This is a genomic window from Cyclobacterium sediminis, from assembly GCF_054781075.1.
In genome coordinates this window covers 26,844-49,083 of the sequence record NZ_BAAGVC010000022.1, presented here as the reverse complement: position 1 = coordinate 49,083, position 22,240 = coordinate 26,844, and the positions used below count along the sequence as shown (strand labels likewise).

General features: G+C 39.7%; 18 protein-coding genes. 11 read left to right on the top strand and 7 right to left on the bottom strand.

Annotated elements, in window-relative coordinates; translation table 11 throughout:
• Positions 1–70 precede the first annotated feature (70 nt).
• The gene (locus ACYVHJ_RS18205; protein WP_460517680.1) at positions 71–1,540 is read left to right on the top strand and encodes an OmpP1/FadL family transporter; all 1,470 of its coding nucleotides are present in this window, start codon (positions 71–73) and stop codon (positions 1,538–1,540) included.
• On the opposite strand, the gene ACYVHJ_RS18200 is transcribed toward ACYVHJ_RS18205, so the two are convergent.
• The 3 genes from ACYVHJ_RS18200 to ACYVHJ_RS18190 are packed head-to-tail and all read right to left on the bottom strand — an operon-like array spanning position 1,523 to position 3,700.
• The gene (locus ACYVHJ_RS18200) at positions 1,523–2,056 is read right to left on the bottom strand and encodes a shikimate kinase (protein WP_460517677.1); all 534 of its coding nucleotides are present in this window, start codon (positions 2,054–2,056) and stop codon (positions 1,523–1,525) included. The genes ACYVHJ_RS18205 and ACYVHJ_RS18200 overlap by 18 nt on opposite strands.
• Positions 2,056–3,162, bottom strand: coding sequence for a DoxX family protein (locus tag ACYVHJ_RS18195; protein WP_460517674.1), 1,107 nt, complete (start codon positions 3,160–3,162; stop codon positions 2,056–2,058). Before ACYVHJ_RS18195 ends, ACYVHJ_RS18200 begins: the two co-directional genes overlap by 1 nt.
• A complete protein-coding gene (locus tag ACYVHJ_RS18190; protein ID WP_339902654.1) occupies positions 3,152–3,700 on the bottom strand; it encodes a DUF1599 domain-containing protein in 549 nt (182 codons plus the stop codon). The genes ACYVHJ_RS18195 and ACYVHJ_RS18190 overlap by 11 nt, the downstream gene beginning before the upstream one ends.
• Positions 3,701–3,714: 14 nt before the next feature.
• Between ACYVHJ_RS18190 and folP the strand changes: the two genes are divergently transcribed.
• Positions 3,715–4,599: a dihydropteroate synthase gene (gene folP / locus ACYVHJ_RS18185; protein WP_339902653.1), complete on the top strand. Its 885-nt coding sequence runs from the start codon at positions 3,715–3,717 to the stop codon at positions 4,597–4,599.
• Positions 4,596–5,462 (top strand): diadenylate cyclase, encoded by an 867-nt coding sequence (gene cdaA / locus ACYVHJ_RS18180; protein ID WP_460517670.1) that lies wholly within the window; start codon positions 4,596–4,598, stop codon positions 5,460–5,462. Before folP ends, cdaA begins: the two co-directional genes overlap by 4 nt.
• Before the next feature lie 7 nt (positions 5,463–5,469).
• Here the strand turns inward: cdaA and kbl are convergent, their stop codons facing one another.
• On the bottom strand, positions 5,470–6,666 hold the full coding sequence (gene kbl / locus ACYVHJ_RS18175) for a PLP-dependent aspartate aminotransferase family protein (RefSeq protein WP_460517667.1): 1,197 nt from the start codon (positions 6,664–6,666) through the stop codon (positions 5,470–5,472).
• Positions 6,667–6,807: 141 nt separating this feature from the next.
• On the opposite strand from kbl, the gene ACYVHJ_RS18170 reads away from it, so the two are divergent.
• From ACYVHJ_RS18170 to ACYVHJ_RS18145, 6 genes are all read left to right on the top strand, one after another.
• Complete coding sequence (locus tag ACYVHJ_RS18170) at positions 6,808–7,761, top strand: Rossmann-fold NAD(P)-binding domain-containing protein (protein WP_460517664.1); 954 nt, start codon at positions 6,808–6,810, stop codon at positions 7,759–7,761.
• 4 nt (positions 7,762–7,765) lie between these two features.
• Positions 7,766–8,254, top strand: a complete 489-nt coding sequence (locus tag ACYVHJ_RS18165; protein ID WP_460517661.1) for a copper resistance protein NlpE N-terminal domain-containing protein — start codon at positions 7,766–7,768, stop codon at positions 8,252–8,254.
• Positions 8,255–8,327: 73 nt separating this feature from the next.
• Complete coding sequence (locus ACYVHJ_RS18160; protein ID WP_460517658.1) at positions 8,328–8,978, top strand: DOMON domain-containing protein; 651 nt, start codon at positions 8,328–8,330, stop codon at positions 8,976–8,978.
• A gap of 406 nt (positions 8,979–9,384) precedes the next feature.
• Entirely contained in the window at positions 9,385–11,967 is a 2,583-nt protein-coding gene (locus ACYVHJ_RS18155) for a cation-translocating P-type ATPase (RefSeq protein WP_460517655.1), read from the top strand.
• A gap of 166 nt (positions 11,968–12,133) precedes the next feature.
• Positions 12,134–12,607: a nuclear transport factor 2 family protein gene (locus tag ACYVHJ_RS18150; RefSeq protein WP_460517651.1), complete on the top strand. Its 474-nt coding sequence runs from the start codon at positions 12,134–12,136 to the stop codon at positions 12,605–12,607.
• A 65-nt stretch (positions 12,608–12,672) separates the two neighbouring features.
• Positions 12,673–14,127, top strand: coding sequence for a sulfatase-like hydrolase/transferase (locus ACYVHJ_RS18145; RefSeq protein WP_460517648.1), 1,455 nt, complete (start codon positions 12,673–12,675; stop codon positions 14,125–14,127).
• 247 nt (positions 14,128–14,374) lie between these two features.
• Here the strand turns inward: ACYVHJ_RS18145 and ACYVHJ_RS18140 are convergent, their stop codons facing one another.
• From ACYVHJ_RS18140 to clpB, 3 genes are all read right to left on the bottom strand, one after another.
• The gene (locus ACYVHJ_RS18140) at positions 14,375–15,958 is read right to left on the bottom strand and encodes a ThuA domain-containing protein (protein WP_460517645.1); all 1,584 of its coding nucleotides are present in this window, start codon (positions 15,956–15,958) and stop codon (positions 14,375–14,377) included.
• A 100-nt stretch (positions 15,959–16,058) separates the two neighbouring features.
• Positions 16,059–16,280: a hypothetical protein gene (locus ACYVHJ_RS18135; protein ID WP_460517642.1), complete on the bottom strand. Its 222-nt coding sequence runs from the start codon at positions 16,278–16,280 to the stop codon at positions 16,059–16,061.
• A 326-nt stretch (positions 16,281–16,606) separates the two neighbouring features.
• A complete protein-coding gene (gene clpB / locus ACYVHJ_RS18130) occupies positions 16,607–19,222 on the bottom strand; it encodes an ATP-dependent chaperone ClpB (RefSeq protein WP_339904572.1) in 2,616 nt (871 codons plus the stop codon).
• A 238-nt stretch (positions 19,223–19,460) separates the two neighbouring features.
• On the opposite strand from clpB, the gene ACYVHJ_RS18125 reads away from it, so the two are divergent.
• Both ACYVHJ_RS18125 and rlmN read left to right on the top strand, forming a co-directional pair.
• Entirely contained in the window at positions 19,461–20,903 is a 1,443-nt protein-coding gene (locus tag ACYVHJ_RS18125; RefSeq protein ID WP_460517638.1) for a sulfatase, read from the top strand.
• A 138-nt stretch (positions 20,904–21,041) separates the two neighbouring features.
• Positions 21,042–22,091: a 23S rRNA (adenine(2503)-C(2))-methyltransferase RlmN gene (gene rlmN, locus ACYVHJ_RS18120; RefSeq protein ID WP_460517635.1), complete on the top strand. Its 1,050-nt coding sequence runs from the start codon at positions 21,042–21,044 to the stop codon at positions 22,089–22,091.
• Positions 22,092–22,240: the final 149 nt, after the last annotated feature.

The following is a 22,240-nucleotide window of genomic DNA, read 5'->3' as shown; positions in this document are numbered from 1 at the left end:
TGGTAGCCTCATGACATGCTACTAGATCTAATTAGGATTAAAACAAAAACAAGCATTTAATAGAATTGACATGAAAGGATTTAAATTGATTTTATCTTTATCTGCTTTGCTTGCCTTACATATTAGTGAGACAAAGGCCCAAAGCGGATATGCTGAAGACGCTTTGCGATTTAGCCAATTCGGGTCCACCGGAACGGCAAGAATTAGTGCGCTCGGAGGAACAAGTAATTCCCTTGGTGGTGATATAAGCAATATACATAACAATCCTGCAGGATTAGGATTTTACCAAAATTCAGAGTTCAGTTTCACCGCTGCTTATAGTGATTGGAATGCAGCCACATCATTACTGAACCAGTCAGAAAACTTTAATGCAACCAATTTTTCCATACCAAATCTTGGGGTAGTCATCAGCAAGGCTAAAGCCCCCCTTGAAGTAGGGGACTGGAGAGGAGGTTCTTTTGGTATCAGCATCAATAGACAAGCTACTTATAATAATGATTTTGGTTATTTCTCAAATCAACTGGATCAAGGCTCTATCCTTGATTATTACGTAGAGGACTACAATAATTTTGGCGTTCCGGGTGGAACAGACGGTTTGTTTTTTGAAGCCTTTCTTATCAACCCGGTAGATGACGGTTATGATTATGTGCCCAACGCTACCCTGGCTTTAGAGAAAATGGAAAAGGTAGAAAATGAAGGATCCATGTCCGAGATTAATTTTTCCTACGGTGGTAATTATAAGAACAAATTGTTTGTCGGAGCTTCACTTGGAATCAACTCCGTAACCTTCAGGTCCACCAAGACCTACAATGAGGAATTTTTTGACGATAATAACCAGACTTCTCTTTTCAGTTCTTTACAAGAAAACTTATACTTGAGTGGAACAGGTGTTAATGTTGGGCTGGGCGTAATCTACAAGCCCGTGGACCAGCTAAATGTAGGACTGAATTTCAAGTCACCAACTTGGTATCAAATCAATGAAGAATACGATGCCGATATTTTTGCGAATTTTTACCCCGCTTATCAGGATCCGGAATTTGGAAGCATTTCTGAATCTGATGCGCAAACTGATCTTTTTGTAAGTAGCTATAACTTAAGAAGCCCAATGCGATTGGGTGGTGGTCTCACCTACTTCTTTGGTAAAAATGGTTTTATAACCGCCGATGTAAATTACTTGGACTATAGCTCCGCTAACATCCGGTCCAATGTATTTAACCCGGAAATGGACAACCAGGATATCAATGATTTATACGGTCAAACGATCAACTATAGCTTGGGAGGAGAGTTTAGGTTTGACATATTCAGGCTAAGAGCAGGCTATGCTTATTATGGCGACCCATTAGCTAACCCGGGTAACACTGACCGAAGCACCAGCCAAATTTCTGGAGGAGTGGGTGTAAAATTGTCCGGTTTCAGCATAGATTTCGGATTGGTTAACAGTAAGTTTAATGGCTATTATTCCTCTTATCCGGGGGCTGATCTTGCGGTCATTGACAACAATAGAACTACAGGTATGCTTACTCTAGGATTTAGTTTCTAACAAGGGTAACCAATTTGCTATCAACAACTCAGGGGAACTGTCTTCTCCCCTGAGTTTTATTTTTGCCTTTTCATAATAGGCATTTCTCTGAGAATGCATGTCTTTGAGTTTGAGTATAATCTGGGGAGTATCCAGACTGGCAAACAAAGGTCTTATGGCTACTTGAGTGTTGGTTAACCGTTCTAAAATAGTATTTAAAGGAACATCCAAATACACAGAAACTCCTTTTTTATTGATCAGGGCCATGTTTTCATTATAACAAGGTGCCCCGCCTCCTGTTGCCAAAACAAATGTCTCCTTTTTATCAAGAACTTCTTCCAAAACTGCAGTCTCCAATTTCCTAAAGTACCCTTCCCCTTTAGAGGAAAAGATTTCAGAAATTGCTTTCCCTGCCTTGGCTTCAATTAAATCATCCAAATCATAAAAAGGCCAATTTAACTTTAGCGCGAGGGAATTTCCCAAAGTAGACTTCCCACTCCCGGGCATTCCTACCAATACAATTTTCTTTGCATCCATTATTTGGAAAATATAGTTTTAGCTATTTCAGGTGTTGGAGCATTTCGGTAATGAAACTTTTTAAGAACAGTTCCTTCCTGGAGAAAAACCAAGCCGGGATTGGACCTAATAATGGTTTTGACTACCGTAGCATCAGCCATATAGGAGCTTACCCTAAGGCCTTTTTCCTGCAAATATTCATTCATCTTTTCTTCAGAAGATGCGGCTATCCAATGTACATTCACGTCTGTTCCCTGAAAAGAATTAATCAAGGCACTAATTCTATCCAGTTCACTTACTGTTAATGCCATTTTATCAATATTACTAGACAAAATCAACAGTTGTTTTCCTTGAAGTATTTCTTCTGTATGATCACCAGCCTCATTCCATATGGCAAAATCTGATATCTTTGGTAAAACTTCGGGGTTCTTCAAAGTCATTTCGACGAAAGTAAAACTTTCATCACTGGGATATTCATCAAATACAAGCTGCTCCCCATCTTTTTCCATTAAGTAAGAATATTCCAAAGCTGCTGAAGGTTGCATGGCTTTGGAGATATTTACGCCTTCTTTAAAGGCCCTGAAATCAATAAAGGGAAGATTTCTTATGGCATAAATAGCCAATACCAAAGACAGCACAAAAGCACCTATAGTAAGCCATTTTCCAAATACATTGTATTCCATGGGCAAATGCTTTCTAAAGACCAGCATAAACACAATCATCACTAGCAATACAATGTCCTTATAAAAGGATTCCCAAGGAGTAAGTTTGATCGCATCACCAAAGCAGCCACAATCTGTTACTTTATTGAAATAAGCAGAATAAAAAGTGAGAAAAGTAAAGAAAAGAATCATTACCAGTAAAAGAAAAATGGCACGTTTTAATCTCCATCCAACCAAAAGCATTACGCCTAAAGCCACTTCCACCACAACCAAAAAAACGGATATTGGTAAAGAAATTGCTTTCAGGTGTTCAAAAATTGGAGCTATATCCGTGGCGAATACATCAAAATATTCCTCCATCTTAATGGAAGTCCCCACGGGATCATTTACTTTGATAAGACCTGAAAAAATAAAAAGCCCACCAACAATTATTCTAGAGATTAAGACTAATGTTTTAATTATCATTTTGATTTAATTTTATCATACAGAAAACAGCATAATTTAGCATGTCTTGATAATTGGCCACTACTCCTTCAGAAACAATTGTTTGTCCCTGATTGTCCTCAATCTGTTTTACCCTGTACAGCTTCATTAAGATGATATCTGTAATTGACGAAACCCGCATACTTCTCCAAGCTTCTCCGTAATCGTGGTTTTTATTGGCCAAAAGATCTTTGGTTTCCTTTACCCATTTATCATAAATTGGCTCTAGTTCATCAAAGGACAATTCCATCCTTGGATCAGTAAGCAAATCATTTTGCAAAAGCGCTATGAGACAATAGTTAATAATCCCAATAAATTCATCCTTTATTGGGTCCATTACCTTCTGTGTACCCTTCTCCTGAATGGATCTTATCCGTTGTGCTTTAATAAAAATTTGATCTGTCAGGGAAGGTAGTCTCAAAATCCTCCATGCCGTACCATAATCCTGAGTTTTCTTCTTAAAAAGTTCTTTACAAAGGCCAATAACTTCATTATATTCGCTTGCGGTTTGCGTTTCCAAAGCACCGGTGTTTTATGTTAGAAAATTCACATTCAATATATAAATTCGAAGATACTTTATTTCCCCCAAAAATAACACTTCAAATCAAAGGAAAGCTTTATACTTTGGACAAGCCGTGGATTATGGGGATTATCAACAGTACTCCTGATTCTTTTTATGGCAAAAGCAGAACGACAGGGCAATCGCAGGAAGTTTTAAAAAAGGCAGCCAGAATGATTGAGGAAGGCGCAGCTATTTTAGACATCGGAGGCTATAGTTCCAGACCCGGGGCAGCTGCTGTTTCAGAGAAAGAGGAACTTAATAGAGTAATTCACGTTATTAGAAATATAAAAGGTAGGTTTCCGGGCATTTTGATTTCTATTGATACTTTTAGAGCCAAAGTAGCCAAGGAAGCTGTCAATGCAGGGGCTGACATGGTGAATGACATCTCTGGAGGTGGATTAGATTCGGAGATGTTTGATACAGTAGGTGGTTTAGGAGTTCCTTACATTTGCATGCATATGAAAGGAGATCCTCAAACGATGCAAAACTTTTCCAAATATGCTGACATAGAAAGAGATATTGGGTATTTTTTTTCAAAAAAAATTGAAAAGTGCCATAAAGCTGGCATAAAAGATGTAATACTTGATATTGGACTTGGTTTTTCTAAGACATTGGAACAAAACTACAGGCTTGTTCAAAATTTTTCTTATTTTAAATCATTGAAGCTACCACTATTGATCGGAGCATCGAGAAAATCGATGATATATAAATTATTGAAAACCAGCCCTGAAGAGGCGTTAAATGGGACTACAGCCGTACATATGGCTGCCCTCATGAACGGAGCCAAAATTTTAAGGGTACATGATGTAAAAGAAGCAAACGAAACTTTAAAAATATATAAACAAATCTATACTTGAATTTACTATTTAAAATAGGTTTTCTAGACATTTCTCTGGTCAATCTTATAGACATCACACTGGTAAGTATACTGATTTATCAGGTTTATAAATTGATGAGGGGAAGTGTGGCCATTAAGATTTTTTTAGGCTTTCTTTCCATTTATCTGATTTATTTGGTTGTAAGTGCCGCTCAAATGGAGCTACTTACCATTATTTTAGGCCAATTTATGGGAGTCGGTGTATTGGCCGCAATCATTTTGTTCCAGCAGGAAATCAGGAAATTTCTCCTCATTGTGGGTAAATCTTCCATATTTTCTAATGAAAATTTATGGCAAGAATTATTATTCTGGCGGAAAAGAGAAAGCCAGGCATTCAATGTTACTCCAATTATTGAAGCTTCCAAAACTTTATCTGGAAGTAGTACCGGAGCCTTAATTGTGCTTTCAAAAAATTCTGAAATGAAATTTTATGCAGAAAGCGGCGATTTAATTGATGCAGTAGTTTCAAAGCGCTTATTGGTCTCTATTTTCAACAAATACAGCCCCCTTCACGATGGTGGTGTAATAATTTTTAACGGTAGGGTAAAAGCGGCGAGGTGTATTCTCCCGGTTACAGAAAGAGAAGTACCTGCACAATTTGGACTTCGCCATAGGGCAGCTATAGGTATGTCCGAAGCCACAGATTCATTGATCCTTATCGTCTCCGAAGAAACCGGACAAGTCTCATTGGCAAAAAACGGAAAAATCTTGCACAACCTCTCTTTCCAGGAAGTTAGGGAAATGATCAACAATTACTTAACCGGAGAGGAAATTGACGATAAGTTTGAACCCTTGACAAAATCGGAAAAAATGGCTGAATTGAAACGCATCTCTGAACTTTAAACTTTTTTTATTCAATAACTCCCAGAGATTTCCCTACCTCACTAAATGCTTCAATAGCCCGGTCAAGATCCGCTATCTCATGAGCGGCTGACAACTGCACCCTGATTCTTGCTTGTCCCTTTGGCACTACAGGATAATAAAAACCAATGACATAAATACCCTTATCCAGCAATTCACTGGCCATTTTCTGAGCCATTGGCGCATCGTATAGCATAATGGGGACAATCGGATGTGTCCCTTCTTTGATAGCAAACCCAACCTTTTGAATTCCCTCCCTAAAATACATCGTATTTTCTTCCAGCTTATCCCTTAAAGCGGTGGTTTCTGATAATAAATCAAAAATAGCTATAGAAGCACCAGTAATGGCAGGTGCCAAGGTATTGGAAAATAAATAAGGTCTGGATTTTTGACGTAGGGTTGCAATTATTTCTTTTCTACCTGAGGTAAAACCTCCCGAGGCTCCGCCCAAAGCCTTACCCAAGGTTCCTGTAATGATGTCTACCTTGCCCATTACTCCCTTAAGTTCATGTACCCCTCTACCAGATTGCCCAATAAAACCAGTTGAATGACACTCATCAGACATTACCAAGGCTTTGTATTTCTCTGCAAGTTCAACAATTTCATCCAGCTGAGCGATTGTCCCATCCATTGAAAAAGCGCCATCTGTTACGATTATTTTATGCTTGGCTCCTTTAAGATCAGCCGATTTGAGTTGCTCTTCCAGATCCTCCATATCGTTGTGTTTGTACCTAAAGCGCATGGCTTTACACAATCTCACCCCATCTATAATGGATGCATGATTTAAAGCATCTGAAATAATCGCATCTTCAGCTCCCAAAATTGGTTCAAACACTCCCCCATTCGCATCAAAAGCAGCAGCATACAGAATGGTATCTTCTGTGCCTAAAAATTTTGAGATCTTATCTTCCAACATTTTATGGATATCCTGCGTGCCACAAATGAATCGGACAGAAGACATTCCATAACCATGACTATCAATGGCAGCCTTGGCTGCTTCGATCACCTTGGGATGACTAGAAAGTCCAAGGTAATTATTGGCACAAAAATTCAATACTTCACTCCCGTCTTCTAAGGTAATCTTTGCCCCTTGTGGAGACTTAATGATCCTTTCACTTTTGTATAACCCTTCATTTTTTAGGTTATTCAGGTCTTTTTGAAGTTTATCTCTTAAAGTGTCAAACATACGCCAAAATGGGTTTAATGAGGCAATTAGGTAGTGGGTTTAAATTATACTTAAACTTACGATTTTTAGCTAATAATGTGTCATTATTGTAATAAAATTCTGAAATTGGCAATTGAGACATAGCAAATCAAAATAAACCCTATGAATAAAATACTGGTAACAGGGGCTGCAGGCCAACTGGGAACTGAATTGACACAGAAACTTTGTGAAATCCATGGGTCTGAGGCCATCATTGCTTCCGATATTAATCAAAATTCATCCGCAAAATTTTCATTTTGCCAATTCATGGTGCTGGATGTTATGGACAAAAACAGTCTAAGAAATGCCATCATCAATGAAAAAATAACTCAGGTCTATCACCTTGCCGCTATTTTATCCGCTACCGCCGAACAAAAACCACTTTTGGCCTGGAAATTGAACATTGACAGCTTATTGATATTATTGGACTTGGCCAAAGAGCTAAAATTAGATAGGGTTTTTTGGCCTTCATCTATTGCCGTATTTGGTAAAGAAAGCCCCAAAATAAATACAGCTCAAGATGCCGTCCAAACAGCCAATACCGTTTATGGAATTTCAAAAATGGCTGGTGAAAGGTGGTGCGATTATTATTACAGCCACCACAATGTGGATGTGCGAAGCCTAAGGTTTCCAGGGCTTATCGGGTACAAAGCAAAACCCGGAGGAGGCACCACGGATTATGCCGTAGACATCTTTCATAAAGCCTTGTCCGGACAAGTTTTTCGGTCTTTTTTAGAAAAAGACACGCGATTACCAATGATGTATATGCCGGATGCCATAAAGGCCGCCATAGATCTGATGCAAGCCCCCAGTGATCACATCACAGTTCGGTCTAGCTATAATCTGACAGCGATGAGCTTTACTCCGGAAGAAATATACCAGGAATTGAAAATGTATTTCCCGGACTTTAAAATAAAATATCAGCCGGATTACCGGCAAGAAATAGCTTCCAATTGGCCACAAACCATTGACGATCAATATGCCAGAAATGATTGGAACTGGCAACAGGAATATGACCTACCTAAAATGACTAAAGACATCATTAAAAATTTACCTTACTGGATAGACAAAATATAGCCTCATGAAAAACCAAGTTATTTTTATTCTCGCCCTATTTGCCTTTGCCTGCGACAGCCCTTCCGAAGAGAAAAAATATGACGGAGAACCAACCGATAACAATACCAAAGAAATTGTACTTGAAAGCACCGGGTCCACCTGGATGAATTACTCAGGAGTACTCCCCTGTGCAGATTGCTCCGGCATTAAGACGGATTTGAAACTTGAAAACAGTCCGGAAAAAATAGAACGATCTTTTGAACTATCAGAAACCTACCTAGAGACCAAAGATGGTGACAGAAACTACAAAACCACAGGTCTATATGAGGTAATCTATGGTCTGGAGGACAACCCGGGTGCCATGGCAATTAGACTTTTGGATGACAATAACTTGCCTTTTAAAAGCTTTCAGCAAGAAAAAAACGGTAAACTAACCTTACTCGATCAGGAAGAAAAGCCCATTCGATCCAAGCTCAATTACTCATTAGAAATGGTCGATCCAAAATCCAAATAGGCCTTTAATTAATCCAATACATTCAGATTAAAATTTCATCCATATGTTCTGTCGGTTTATTATTTCGTTTTCAATGGCATTAATTTTGGCCTCCTGTGCCAAATCTGCGCATACAAGTCTATCCATCCCATTTTCTGCGAAGGAGATCAATATGGACGCCATTTCTGAGGAAGAAGAATGGATGCAAGCCATATACTTAAATAATCTGATTGCCCCCTGGGAAAATGATAGCCCTGATCAGACAAAGTTTAAGGCATTTGTTTCCCAAGACTATTTTAACTTTATTTTTCAGGTGGAAGACCATTCGTTGGTCACATTACCTTTTGAAAAGGAATTGTCTGTTGCCGGTGGTGATCGGGTAGAACTGTTTTTTGCAAGCGATAGCAGCTTGACCAAGTATTACTGCGTAGAGATGGATCCCCAGGGTAATATCCTCGATTATTCAGCAGAGCATTATCGTAAATTCAATGATCAATGGGATTTTGATAGCATTGAAGTGACCACAACAACGACAGATAAAGGTTATGTGGTGGAAGGCAGAATTTCTTTACGTGAACTAGAGAGCTTAGAAATTAGCAAGTCTTTTTACCTTGGCGTTTTCCGAGCAGATTTTAAAAGCAGTAAAACCAAAGAAGTCAGCTGGTATTCATGGATAAAACCCCGTAAATCCAGCCCTGACTTTCATATTCCTTCCGCTTTTGGAAAAGCAAGTTTTGTGAAATAAACCGGTAAACACCTACTATTGTGCTATTTTTTGACCTTTGACCTTCACTTCTCTATCTAAGGTTTTTATTAATCTTAGCTCCATAAAAACTTTTTATCAAAAAGAATTTTCAATGAGCAAAATCAGTTTAAGGATTGACCAAAAACAATCTTTACCCCTTGATTTACAATTAATAAATAATGGTTGGCATCGAAGAGGCATTCAGCTCACCATACCTTTGCAACGGTTGTTTTTTTAAATTATATTGAAAGCTAAAGGGAAGATCATTCCAAACATAAGGGCGTTTAGCATGCTAATCATGGCAACGGCCCTATTGGGCGACTGACAACTTCTAATTTTATTCCTGCGTAAATAAACCCGTTATAAACCAGCACTACTACCTGATCTCTTAATGAAAAACTCGAAGATGAATTATCACAATTTGTCAACTTCAGAAGTCTACAAAAAATTGAATACTTCCAAGGATGGTTTGGATCGTACAGAAGTAGAAAAGAGGCAGTTAAAATATGGAAAAAACGAACTGGTTCAAAAAAAGAAGATTTCTGTTTTTGGCGTGATATTGCATCAATTTAAAGATGTAATGATCTTTATTTTATTTTTGGCCGCAGCCATTTCCTATTTTGTAGGAGACAGCAAGGACACCATTGTAATCTTAATCATCGTTTTACTGAATGCCCTTATCGGCTTTGTGCAGGAATATCGAGCAGAAAAAGCCATGGAGGCATTGAATAAAATGTCCTCCTTGCATGCCACTATCCGAAGAGCAGGACACATTACTCAGGTGGCCGCAACAGAAGTAATTCCAGGGGACATTATAATCCTTGAGGCAGGGATGCTCGTACCAGCAGACCTAAGACTCACAGCATCAAATGCTTTGAAGGTGGAGGAGGCTTCTCTCACAGGAGAATCTCATGCTGTCAACAAATCCCCGAAAAAAATCACCCTAGAAAACCCCTCTTTAGGGGACAGGGTAAATATGGCCTATAAAAGCACCGTCATTACCACCGGCAGAGGAGAAGGTGTGGTGGTGGCCACCGGAATGAATACCGAGATAGGCAGAATTGCTCAACTCTTACAAGAAGAGAAAGTCCGGACACCCTTGCAAAAGCGGTTGGCCAATTTTGCCAAAAAGTTATCTTTCGCCGTTATTGGTATCTGCGTTGCCCTATTTATTGCCGGTTGGTTACGTGGAGAGGAGCCTGTGCAAATGTTACTCACTGCTATTTCAGTAGCCGTAGCAGCCATTCCTGAAGCTTTACCGGCAGTTATTACCATTGCTTTGGCTTTAGGAGCAAAGCGCATGGTACAAAAAAATGCCTTGATCAGAAAGCTGCCTGCAGCAGAAACCTTGGGTTCGGTTAGTTATATCTGTACGGACAAAACAGGGACCATTACTCAAAATAAAATGAGGGTATCCGATTGTTGGATTTCCCCGGAGATCAAGGGCATCGAAAACCTGGAGGCTGACCAAACAATGTTGTTAGCGATGGAGCTTAATCACGATGTGATCACCGCAGAGCAAAACCAACTCAAGGGAGATCCCACAGAAATAGCCTTGGTGGAGTATACCCGAAACAACAAGGGCTACAACCCATCCTGGCAAAATGAATTTGAACGGGCTCATGAATTTCCATTCGATTCCGTAAGAAAAAAAATGACTACCGTTTACCCTATAAATGGAAAATGGATCGTGGTTACTAAAGGAGCTGTAGAGAAACTTCTAGAGATATGCAAAGCTGAAAACAGAAATGAAATCAATACTGTTACCAAAAATTTTGCGGAGCAGGGCAAACGGGTTTTGGCCTATGCTGTCAAGGTAATAGAGAAATTACCGGAAGAAAAATCAGTAGATAAATTTGAAAGCAATTTGCAATTTATTGGCTTGGCAGCCATGATTGACCCACCTCGAGCAGAAGCCATTGAAGCCATCGCCAACTGTCAGGCTGCAGGAATTAGGCTTGTTATGCTTACAGGTGATCATCCGGTCACGGCCAAGGCCATAGCCAAAACTACTGGCATTTTACAGGACCCATCCGACAAAATTATCACCGGCAGCGAGCTTTCAGCGCTTTCAGAACAAGAATTTGAAGACAACCTTGAATCCATCAAAGTTTTTGCCCGGGTATCTCCTGAACAAAAACTAAAAATCGTAAAAGCCTTGCAAAGCAGAGATCATTTCGTGGCTGTAACCGGGGACGGGGTAAATGATGCCCCTGCCCTAAAACGTGCAGACATAGGTATCGCCATGGGTATCACCGGCACAGATGTCTCAAAAGAAGCTGCAGACATGATTCTCTTGGATGATAATTTTGCCACCATCATCCATGCCGTCCGTGAAGGTCGTCGTATTTTTGACAACATCCGGAAGTTTGTAAAGTACATCCTGACAGGCAATAGCGGAGAGATCTGGACGATATTCTTAGCTCCTCTTTTTGGTTTACCCATCCCATTGATCCCCATTCAGATTTTATGGGTTAATTTAGTCTCTGATGGACTTCCTGCATTGGCTTTTGCCTCCGAACCGGCAGAAGATGACATTCTAAAAAGACCTCCCAGAAAGACGGATGAAAGCATCTTTTCAGGAGGAATAGGGATCCATGTTCTTTGGGTTGGGCTGCTAGTGGGGGCTGTATGTCTAGGTGTTCAAGCTTGGGCCATTCACAATGAAAATTCAAAATGGGCAACCATGGTTTTTACTGTACTTAGCATTTCACAAATGGGACATGCCTTGGCAATTCGGAGTGATATTAAGTCCCTCTTCACCATAGGCATTTTTGGCAATATGCACTTAATCATGGCCGTTTTGATTACAATTGGGTTACAGCTGGCAGTAGTTTATTTGCCTTTCTTACAAAATATTTTCAACACTCAGGCACTTACATTCTCTGAATTAGCCATTTGTCTGGTGCTTTCAAGTATCGTTTTTTGGTTTGTAGAATTGGAAAAATGGACTAAAAGAAGGAGAAAGAATAGCGCAATGGACAATTAGCGATCAACCTAAAACTCTTTTTCTATTTTTTCTCGAAAGATTGTTACTGTTTGGTAAAGAGATAAAAAAACAAATTGATAAATTCGATTCAGAAGTATATCCATATTCCTTAGCAAATATTCAAAAATTCAGTTTCCACCAATCTATTTTAGGGTAACAAACAAGCATGGACAACAAAGCACTAATGAATAAATTTTACACTTCTTTTATAAAAGGAGACAGTAAAGCAATGGGGGAATGTTACCATAAGGACATCGTGTTCAAAGACCCTGTCTTCGGCACTTTGAAGGGAGACCGAGCATGTAAGATGTGGGAGATGTTACTATCCTCAAAAAAGGAAGACCTTACAATCAGTTATACCATTGCGCGAGTCTCTGATAAAAAAGGAAAAGTAAACTGGATAGCCGAATATCAGTTTGGTAAAAACAATCGAAAAGTAATCAATAATGTCAGTGCAGAATTTAAGTTTAAGGAGGAAAAAATCGTCGAACATATTGACACTTTTAACCTGTGGGAATGGAGCAAACAAGCCATGGGCACTATAGGTTACTTGATTGGATGGACACCATTTATGAAAAATAAAATTCAAAAATCCACCAATAAAAAACTGGATTATTTTATCGCAGGTAAAAAGGGCTAAGCTTATTGATATTTACCCACCTGGCATCTTCATTAATAGGCCAATAGGCCCGGAAATACGCCCCTATGAAAAATCTAATTCTATTTGGACTACTTCTTTCCCTGATGGGTTGTAACAACAACCGCACTACTACTGTTACCCCCTCTCAACCCAATATCATTTTTATTATGGTGGACGATTTGGGTAAAGAATGGGTCAGTCATTATGGAGCTGAAAATATTTCTACACCCAATATTGATGCACTCGCAGCTAGTGGCATGACCTTCCATAATGTCTATTCCATGCCTCAATGCACCCCCACCAGGGTTACCTTACTTACCGGTCAATATCCTTTCAGACATGGCTGGGTGAATCATTGGGATGTTCCGCGATGGGGAGATGGTGCGCATTTCGATGAGGAAATGAACCCTTCTATAGGCCGAGAAATGCAAAAATCCGGGTACACCACTTGTATCGCAGGCAAATGGCAAATCGATGATTTCAGGGTGGAACCGGATGCTTTGACCAAAAACGGCTTCGACGAATATTGCATGTGGACCGGTTATGAAACAGGAATTGAAGCCAGTATCAATCGGTATCAAGATCCCTATATTTTTACCAAACAAGGGAGTAATTCTTACAAGGGAGAATTTGGGCCGGATGTATTTAAAAATTTCATTATTGATTTTATTGCCAATAATAAAAACAAGCCCATGTTTATTTATTATCCCATGGTCCTCACCCACACCCCATTTGTAAATACACCATTGGATTCTGCGACGGACAATTTAGGGAAGCATAAAGCCATGGTGAAATACACAGACAAAATTACGGGAGAAATAATTCAGGCCCTGGATGATGCAGGCATCAGGGAAAATACCCTAGTCATTTGGACCACAGACAATGGTACTACAGGAGCTATAACAGGAAAAATAAATGGCCGGATGGTAAAAGGCGGAAAAGCAAAAACAATTGAATCCGGCATCAATGCCCCTTTTATTGCCAGCTGGCCAAGCAAAATAAAACCAAACCAAGTGTCTGATGCGCTCATTGACTTTTCTGATTTTTATCCCACATTTCTGGATCTGGCAGGTGTAGACCTGCAAAAGCAATCGTCAGGAAACAGCAAAACTTTTAAAATCGATGGTCAGTCCTTTAAAAATGCTTTATTAGAGGGGGAGGAAGCATCCGGCCGAGAATGGATATTGGGAATGGGTGGAGGAAATCATGCTGCACTTACCAAGAATGGCGTTGAAAACCAATACATTTTCCGAGACAGGGTTTTGCGAAACAAAAAATATAAACTCTATATCAACTCAAAAAGGGAGGCTGAATCCTTTTATGATTTGCAGCTAGACCCTGAAGAGAAGGTTAACCTCATAGACAGCTTAAATTCTGAAGAAAGAAAAAACAACTTCCAGCAGCTTTATAAAGTATTGGAATCATTTCCCCTAATAGACAATGACCCGATGTATCAAGCGAATCCCGCTCAAGCCTGGGATGTTGCCGTGACTGAGGAAAGTCAAAAATGGAAAAAATAGAACAAAGCTGGAACAAACGGCCCACAATTAAACCATTAAATATCTTCCTATCCTTTAACTCGGATTATGTAATAGGATTCGTAATGCCTGTCCTGAACTTTCTCAGGGAGTGTTGCAATCGCAAGAAAATCAGACTGTTTGGAGATTTTAGCATAGCACCGCTATGGTGAAATTGAAAACAGCAACGAAGTGGCTGATTTTAAAGCGATTTCAGCACGTAATAGAATGTCTATTGCATATTTCGGGTTTAATCCTCATTTTCCTTTGCCACCCAATTGATTGCATTGGAAAGTACCATTTGAAACTGCTTAGCGCTAAAAGACTTGGCATCATGCCCCAACAGGGTTTGAAAAACCTTCCCTTTGCCATAGTTGTATACCCATGCCAATGGTTCTTTCTTTCCTGTAATATTGGATTTGGCCGTTAATAAAGGTTCAATGGACCGTTCTCCTTTCTGGTTAAAATACAATTCGTCAAAAGTTAAAAAATCCTCAACCCCTGAGGTGATCGGATGCTTGGGGTTTGACACCTTAACCATAAATTCACCATATTTTTCATGGCCGCTGTCTGAGTGGTGATCCCATACTCTACTGACGATATTCCTGTATTCGGGCCAGTCAGAAGCTCCGGCATTGGGGAGAGAGAAGTGAAAAGCACCATTGGCAAAATGCAACACAATTAAGCCCCCACCCTCTTTCAAGTAGTTAACAAAGGTTTTTTTTGATCCATCTGATAATATATTTGGGTCTTCCCAATTGGCATAGTTCAGGATTAATGCATCATAATCTTCAAGATCATATTGAGAGAGATCTTCAATATTCGTGGAAATATCCACAAAAAACGCTGTATTTTCTTCAATGATTGACTTGACTTGTAATGAAGTTTGTTGCCATGGATGGGCAGGGTGGTGATTCCCTGTGAGCACCAATGCTTTTCGGGTCTTATGGAAGAGGTGCAGGGTTACTTCTTGATCATTGAAAAATTCAGCCTCCACTCCCTCTTGGGGTACTTCTGCCCCTGATGCCCAAACAATACCATTGAGCAACATTTTTCTGAAATTATCATTTTTCCAATTTGAGAAAAAATGACCCATTGTTGTACTAAATCCTCTCCCACCGTCTTTCCTTTCGAGGGCCCAAGCTACAGTATTACCACTTCCTTTTCTACCTTCCAACCCAGGCACTCCAGCAATTGATTGAACACGGTCATCACCTTCCTGAAACCTGATATTGTAATAAAACTCATCTTTCAATACAAAAGGTTCTAGCCCGGACACTATAGGGTGTTTGGGATTTTGAAAAACAAGTTTACTTTCCATAGTTTTGATGGCAGAGTACCAGTTTCTTTCTCCCAAATCATCTTGCCAATCAAAATAGCCTCCTCCCCATTCCAATATTTTTTTACCAAAATGATCTGATGCAAAAGTTGAAAAATGAATCAAGGATATACCACAGCCCCTATCCATTTGTTTTTGCATAACCTTCATCCGATCGCTTGTCATAAATGGCACATCTGAAAACAAGTGGCCATCCCTCCCATCGGTGATAAAAAGTATCAGGTCGGCATCATCTAAAGTTGAAGTTGCTTCCGGCCAGCCATTTAGGTGGATTTCCGAGGTTAACCCTCTCACATTGGACTTGTCCAACATGGTTTTTATAAGCCTCACTGATTTAATGTATTCGTGAGCATGAGGGCCATGGCTTTTCGGACCTGCTATCAACACAATTTTTTTCGGCTGTTCTTTGAAGCCGGAATTCATCCCCTTGACCTGTAAAATAAAACAGTTGAGAAATAATAAAAATAAAAGCTGCAATAGAATTAATTTATTCATAGCGTTATTTGATTTTTCACTTTTTATTGGAATTGACTCTTGGTATTTGGTAGCCAACTATAATATGCTTGAAGGACATTCTTTGTAGAAGTTAGTAGAATTATGATATTTTAAACCTGATGTACGCATCCCCGGTATAGCCTCTTGATTTACCTTCACCTATGACCGGTATCACCACATACCGTTTAAGATATACCGCATAAGAGCTTGACCTTGCCTGCCCCCAAAGATTCTGAAGTTTTAAAAAACTTAACCGGCTGAAAAAGTATTCTGCTCCGCTTAAAAACAACTGAAGTAAAATCAAAACTTTTTCACTATTCATATATAAAATGACTATTGGCTAAATGGGTAATTTACAAGTAATAAACCAGTAAAAAATTAAATTTACAATATTTTAAATAGACACATTGCTCAACCCGTAAAATTTTACTTAAAAGCACAGAGCATAATATCTCTTGTTTCACCTTAAGCTCAATGCATCTCAAAAGTTAGCAGCCATTTTATATTGATTCGGTACATTTACTTTCCCAATTTGACTACCTAGGATGTAGGTCAATCACTGGGATTTACAGCTTGGGACTGACGCAAAAAAACAGCCAACCTGAAAACAGGTTGGCTGTCCAACTAATAAACCCAATAAACCGAATTTTAACTTATCTCAACATGGTCTACATTCTTGAAATAGACTTGTTTTTCTGCATCTAAATCCACCAATACAGCGCTATCATTCTTGATGTATCCACTCAAAATTTGTTTGGACAACTCATTTAACACCAAGCGTTGCATGGTTCTTTTTAGTGGTCTGGCTCCATACTGAGGATCAAACCCAACTTCTCCTAAATAATCCAACACCTCTTGGGTAGCGTCAATTTCTATACCGGATTCTGCCAAGCGTTGCTGAATTTCTCTCCATTGGATATCCACAATTTTCCGAAGGATCTTCCTGTTGAGCGGCTCGAACATGATGGTTTCATCAATTCTATTCAAGAACTCAGGTCGCACTGATTTTTTCAATAAATTGAAAACCTCTTCTTTTGTGCTTTCCAGTACTTCTTCTTTATTGCTCTCATTCAAACTCTCAAAACGCTCTTGAATTAAATGAGACCCAATATTAGTGGTCATGATAATAATGGTATTTTTGAAATTGGCTATCCTTCCTTTATTGTCGGTAAGCCTACCATCATCTAATACTTGAAGGAGGATATTGAACACATCCGGGTGTGCCTTTTCAATTTCATCCAACAATACCACGGAATAAGGCTTTCTTCTCACAGCTTCTGTAAGTTGACCACCTTCATCATAGCCTACATATCCCGGAGGCGCTCCAACCAGCCTGCTAACAGCATGCCTTTCCTGATACTCCGACATGTCGATTCTAACCATGGCATTCTCATCACTGAATAAATATTCCGCCAGTGCTTTGGCCAATTCTGTTTTACCAACTCCTGTAGTACCTAAGAATATAAACGAACCAATAGGGCGTTTTGGATCTTGCAGACCTGCCCTGCTTCTTCTCACTGCATCCGAAAGCGCGGTGATGGCGTCCTTCTGACCTGCAATCCTTTTGCCCAATTCGTCTTCCAAGTGAAGTAATTTCTCCCTTTCACTTTGGATCATTTTAGACAATGGTATGCCCGTCCACTTGCTGACCACCGCTGCAATGTCTTCACTATCCACCTCCTCTTTTAGCAAGGTGGAATTTTCTTGCATCTCCTTCAGTTGTGCTTTGAATGATTCCAGCTTTTGCTCGCTATCAACAATTTTGCCGTAACGAATTTCAGCAACCTTGCCGAAGTCACCGCTTCTCTCCGCCTGTTCTGCTTCAATTTTGAATTTGTCAATATTCTCCTTCTCTCTTTGAATGCCTTGAATAACGGCCTTCTCACCTTCCCATTTGGCTTTTAGTTCTTGCCTCTTTTCTGTAAGGTCTGCCAATTCTTTGCTAAGTACACTTTCTTTGTCCTTATTTTTTTCTCGCCTAATGGCCTCCCTTTCTATTTCCAATTGCATGATGCGCCTATTTAGCTCATCCAATTCCTGAGGAAGGGAATCAATCTCCATCCTTAATTTGGCCGCTGCTTCATCCATCAAATCGATGGCTTTATCCGGCAAATAGCGGTCTGATATATAGCGTTGAGAAAGCTCTACCGCGCCAATAACCGCATCATCTTTGATCCTCACCCCATGGTGCAATTCATACTTGTCTTTAATACCCCGTAAAATAGAAATGGCATCTGCTGCATCCGGCTCATCCACCACCACTTGCTGGAATCGTCGTTCGAGTGCTTTATCCTTTTCAATGTACTTCTGGTATTCTTTCAAGGTAGTCGCACCAATGGCATGCAGCTCTCCCCTTGCCAAGGCCGGTTTTAATAAATTGGCTGCATCCATTGCACCTTCACCTCCACCTCCGGCACCAATTAAGGTATGAATCTCATCTATAAATAAGATTATTTCACCGTCAGAGTCGGTCACTTCTTTGATGACTGCTTTTAGGCGCTCCTCAAATTCCCCTTTGTATTTAGCCCCTGCCACCAGGAGCCCCATATCCAATGATATAAGGGTTTTACTCTTAAGATTTTCAGGCACATCTCCACTTACAATCCTTTGGGCCAAACCTTCTACGATAGCAGTTTTACCTACCCCGGGCTCGCCCAATAGTATCGGGTTATTTTTGGTCCTTCTTGCCAAGATTTGCAAGACCCTCCTGATTTCTTCATCTCTACCGATGACAGGATCAATCTTTCCTTTTTTGGCCAGGTCATTTAAATTTTTAGAATATTTTTCTAAAGACCTGTATTTAGATTCTGCATTTTGATCGGTCACTTTATTTCCTTTTCTAAGTTCTTTGATAACTTCTATTAATTTTTTTTCACTTAAGCCTTGCCCTTTTAATAGCTGCGCTACTTTCTCAGAACCGGCCAAAATTCCTAGTAACAAATGCTCCACTGCTACAAATTCATCCCCAAAAGTCTTGAGGTAACTTTTTGCTTTTGTTATCACCTCATTCGTCGCATTGGATAAATAGGGTTGTTGCCCACTTACTTTTGGATATTGACTGATGATTTCATCTAACTTCTGTAAGATCAATCCTGAATTGACCCCTAATTTCTGGAATATAAAATCCGTAACATTGGCATCAACTTGAACAATACCCTTCAGCATATGAGCAGGCTCTATAAGCTGCTGTTGCTCAGCAGTACATAGCTCCAAGGCTTTCTGAATCACTTCTTGTGATTTAATAGTAAATTGCTTGAAATCCATTATTGCTCCGGTTTATTTTAATACTAATTGCTTTCCATACCTTACACAAATATGAAACCAAACCGGAATTAAGCAAATAGCCTGCAATTATGTCCGATTTCGAACATAGACCCCATAAAAACCAGACCTTTTGGCAGTTAGTACTACCTTAAATTCCGCTATTGCACTTATATTTAATTTCTCCCCCTTAAAATTTCATTGTATTATCTACCTTTGTAAACAAACAGTTTGTAGCTACATGAAAAACACCTACTATTTTCTCCTTTTGGCCTTACTAATTAGTGCTTGCCAAGTAGAAGAAGAAGTTAAGCAAAAGCCTAATTTTGTCTTTATCCTTGTAGATGACTTGGGTTGGGCCGATGTAAAAGCCAATTATCCTGAGGGTTTTTATGAAACTCCTAACCTGGATCAAATGGCAAAGGAAGGCTTGCGTTTTACTCAAGCCTATGCTGCGCATCCGGTATGCAGCCCCACCCGCGCTGCTTTAATGACAGGCATGCACCCCAATAGGCTAGGTATTACTGATTGGATTCCAGGCTATGATAAATTCGAAGAAAGCCGGCCCATCATTACCCCTTCGATTAATAACGAACTCGCTTTGGAAGAAACAACGCTTGCTGAAAAGTTTAAGGACAATGGGTATCAAACCTTTTTTATTGGAAAATGGCATCTGGGAGAAGAGGAGAAGTATTGGCCCGAAAACCAGGGTTTTGATGTGAACATCGGAGGATGGCGCGTGGGAGCTCCACAGCTAAAAAAGGGTAAAAGCAATGGCTATTATTCTCCCTATGGTAACCCTAAACTTACTGATGGACCGGAAGGGGAATACCTTACCGATAGATTGACCAACGAAAGTTTACAGCTGATTCGTGAAAAAAATAAAGAACCATTCTTGTTGTACCTTTCCTTTTATAGCGTTCACACCCCTATCCAAGCTGCTCCCAAAAGGCATGACTATTTCCTAGACAAAAAAGAAAACAGGACTGTACCCGAAGAGCAGCCCAAATACAGACAAGAAGGAGACGGGCAAACAAAGTTAATTCAAGACAATGCCGCTTATGCATCTATGGTAGCGGCTATGGACGAAAATGTGGGCAGAATACTAAAGGAACTTAAGGCGCAAGGTTTGGATGACAACACCTGGGTAATATTGACCAGTGACAATGGGGGGCTGTCCACCTTATATGGTAAAGGGGCCCCCACAGCAAACGGCCCATTAAGAGCCGGTAAAGGCTGGTGCTATGAAGGTGGGATTAGGGTTCCAATGCTTATAAAAGGCCCGGGTATCAAAAATCCGGGAACGGCTACAGACCTCCCTGTCATTAGCATGGATATTTTCCCTACTTTACTCAGTATGGCAGGGGCAGAATTTGAGGAAAAGGATGGAAAGGATCTTTCCCCTTACCTATTGAGAGGGGAAGCACCTGAAAGGGAGCTGCTCTTCTGGCATTACCCTCAATATCACGGAAGTGCATGGAAACCCGGGTCTGCAATCAGGCAAGGAAATTGGAAGTTAATTCATGATTATGAAAGTGACAACAACCAATTATTTAACTTGGAAACGGATCCGGGAGAGACGCAAGACATCAGCAGTGAATTTCCTGAAAAAACTATTGAACTTGAAGGAAGATTAATGGAGGAGTTGAATAAAACAGGTGCTAAATTCCCTACTTTTAAATAAGGACCATTGAAGATGAAACCAAAATCGCCGCTCATATCTTGGCTCTTTTTTTGAGTCACTCAGGCAAACAAAATCGTATCAATTGAACCTTTATTGATTAAAGGGCTGTTAATGACAGATTCCAAGTAAATTAATATCATGCAGGCAGAAAAAAAACAAGACATTAGAAAACTAACACTTGAAGAACTTGAAGCCTATTTTCTTTCTGTAGGAGAAAAAAAATTCAGGGCGAAACAAGTTTATGAGTGGCTGTGGAACAAGTCTTTGAAAAACTTTGATGAAATGAGCAATATTTCCAAATCCACCAGGGAAATATTGAAAGAAAATTTCACAATTAACCATATTCTGGTAGACCAGTTTCAGCGGAGCACTGATGGTACCATTAAGAATGCGGTCAAGTTATATGATAACAATATTGTTGAATCCGTACTCATTCCTACATCTAAAAGAATTACTGCCTGCGTATCTTCTCAGGTAGGTTGTAGTTTGGATTGTAATTTTTGCGCTACCGCTCGATTGAAAAGAATGCGCAACCTTAATCCGGATGAAATATATGATCAGGTAGTAGCCATTCAGGAAGAAGCCAGTTTGTATTTTGATCGCCCACTTACCAATATTGTGTTCATGGGGATGGGTGAGCCTTTGCTCAATTACCAGAACGTGCTTTCTGCTATTGATAAAATATGTTCGCCGGAAGGCTTAGGCATCTCACCCAGGCGAATAACTTTATCCACTGTCGGTATTGGAAAAATGATTCGCAAACTGGCAGATGACGAAGTCAAGTTCAATTTGGCTCTTTCATTACATTCTGCCATCAACGAAACCAGGACAAGGCTAATGCCTATCAATGAAACCAACACTGTGGAAGATTTGGCTCAGGCATTAAAATACTGGTATAGCAAAACCAAAAGGAAGGTTACGTATGAATATGTCATTTGGGATGGCATCAACGATGACGAAAAACATGCCCGAGCATTGGCTAAATTCTGTAAACACATCCCTTCCAAGGTAAATATTATTCAATATAACCCCATTGATGAAGGAGAATTCAGACAAGCTTCCCAAGATAAAATTGACTTATACCTTTCCATTTTGGAAGGGTCCGGCATTATCGCAAACGTCAGAAAATCTAGGGGACAAGATATTGACGCAGCCTGCGGTCAGCTAGCCAACAAAAATGAATTGTAAAGCAAAGAACTCTCATCAATAAGGCTTTTGATTATATCTATTCTTTTTCTACTTTAGTTTACTGAAAATCAATAAAAAAGGCATAATTATTGCCGAGAAAAACAGTTGTAATTAATAGAAAAAAATCAACTTCCTTAATTTGATTTATA

Coding starts and splice junctions, on each gene's coding strand:
- ACYVHJ_RS18205 (WP_460517680.1), top strand. CDS start 71: ATGAAAGGATTTAAATTGATTTTATCTTTATCTGCTTTGCTTGCCTTA.
- ACYVHJ_RS18200 (WP_460517677.1), bottom strand. CDS start 2,056: ATGGATGCAAAGAAAATTGTATTGGTAGGAATGCCCGGGAGTGGGAAG.
- ACYVHJ_RS18195 (WP_460517674.1), bottom strand. CDS start 3,162: ATGATAATTAAAACATTAGTCTTAATCTCTAGAATAATTGTTGGTGGG.
- folP (WP_339902653.1), top strand. CDS start 3,715: ATGTTAGAAAATTCACATTCAATATATAAATTCGAAGATACTTTATTT.
- kbl (WP_460517667.1), bottom strand. CDS start 6,666: ATGTTTGACACTTTAAGAGATAAACTTCAAAAAGACCTGAATAACCTA.
- ACYVHJ_RS18170 (WP_460517664.1), top strand. CDS start 6,808: ATGAATAAAATACTGGTAACAGGGGCTGCAGGCCAACTGGGAACTGAA.
- ACYVHJ_RS18165 (WP_460517661.1), top strand. CDS start 7,766: ATGAAAAACCAAGTTATTTTTATTCTCGCCCTATTTGCCTTTGCCTGC.
- ACYVHJ_RS18160 (WP_460517658.1), top strand. CDS start 8,328: ATGGCATTAATTTTGGCCTCCTGTGCCAAATCTGCGCATACAAGTCTA.
- ACYVHJ_RS18155 (WP_460517655.1), top strand. CDS start 9,385: ATGAATTATCACAATTTGTCAACTTCAGAAGTCTACAAAAAATTGAAT.
- ACYVHJ_RS18150 (WP_460517651.1), top strand. CDS start 12,134: ATGGACAACAAAGCACTAATGAATAAATTTTACACTTCTTTTATAAAA.
- ACYVHJ_RS18145 (WP_460517648.1), top strand. CDS start 12,673: ATGAAAAATCTAATTCTATTTGGACTACTTCTTTCCCTGATGGGTTGT.
- ACYVHJ_RS18140 (WP_460517645.1), bottom strand. CDS start 15,958: ATGAATAAATTAATTCTATTGCAGCTTTTATTTTTATTATTTCTCAAC.
- ACYVHJ_RS18135 (WP_460517642.1), bottom strand. CDS start 16,280: ATGAATAGTGAAAAAGTTTTGATTTTACTTCAGTTGTTTTTAAGCGGA.
- clpB (WP_339904572.1), bottom strand. CDS start 19,222: ATGGATTTCAAGCAATTTACTATTAAATCACAAGAAGTGATTCAGAAA.
- ACYVHJ_RS18125 (WP_460517638.1), top strand. CDS start 19,461: ATGAAAAACACCTACTATTTTCTCCTTTTGGCCTTACTAATTAGTGCT.
- rlmN (WP_460517635.1), top strand. CDS start 21,042: ATGCAGGCAGAAAAAAAACAAGACATTAGAAAACTAACACTTGAAGAA.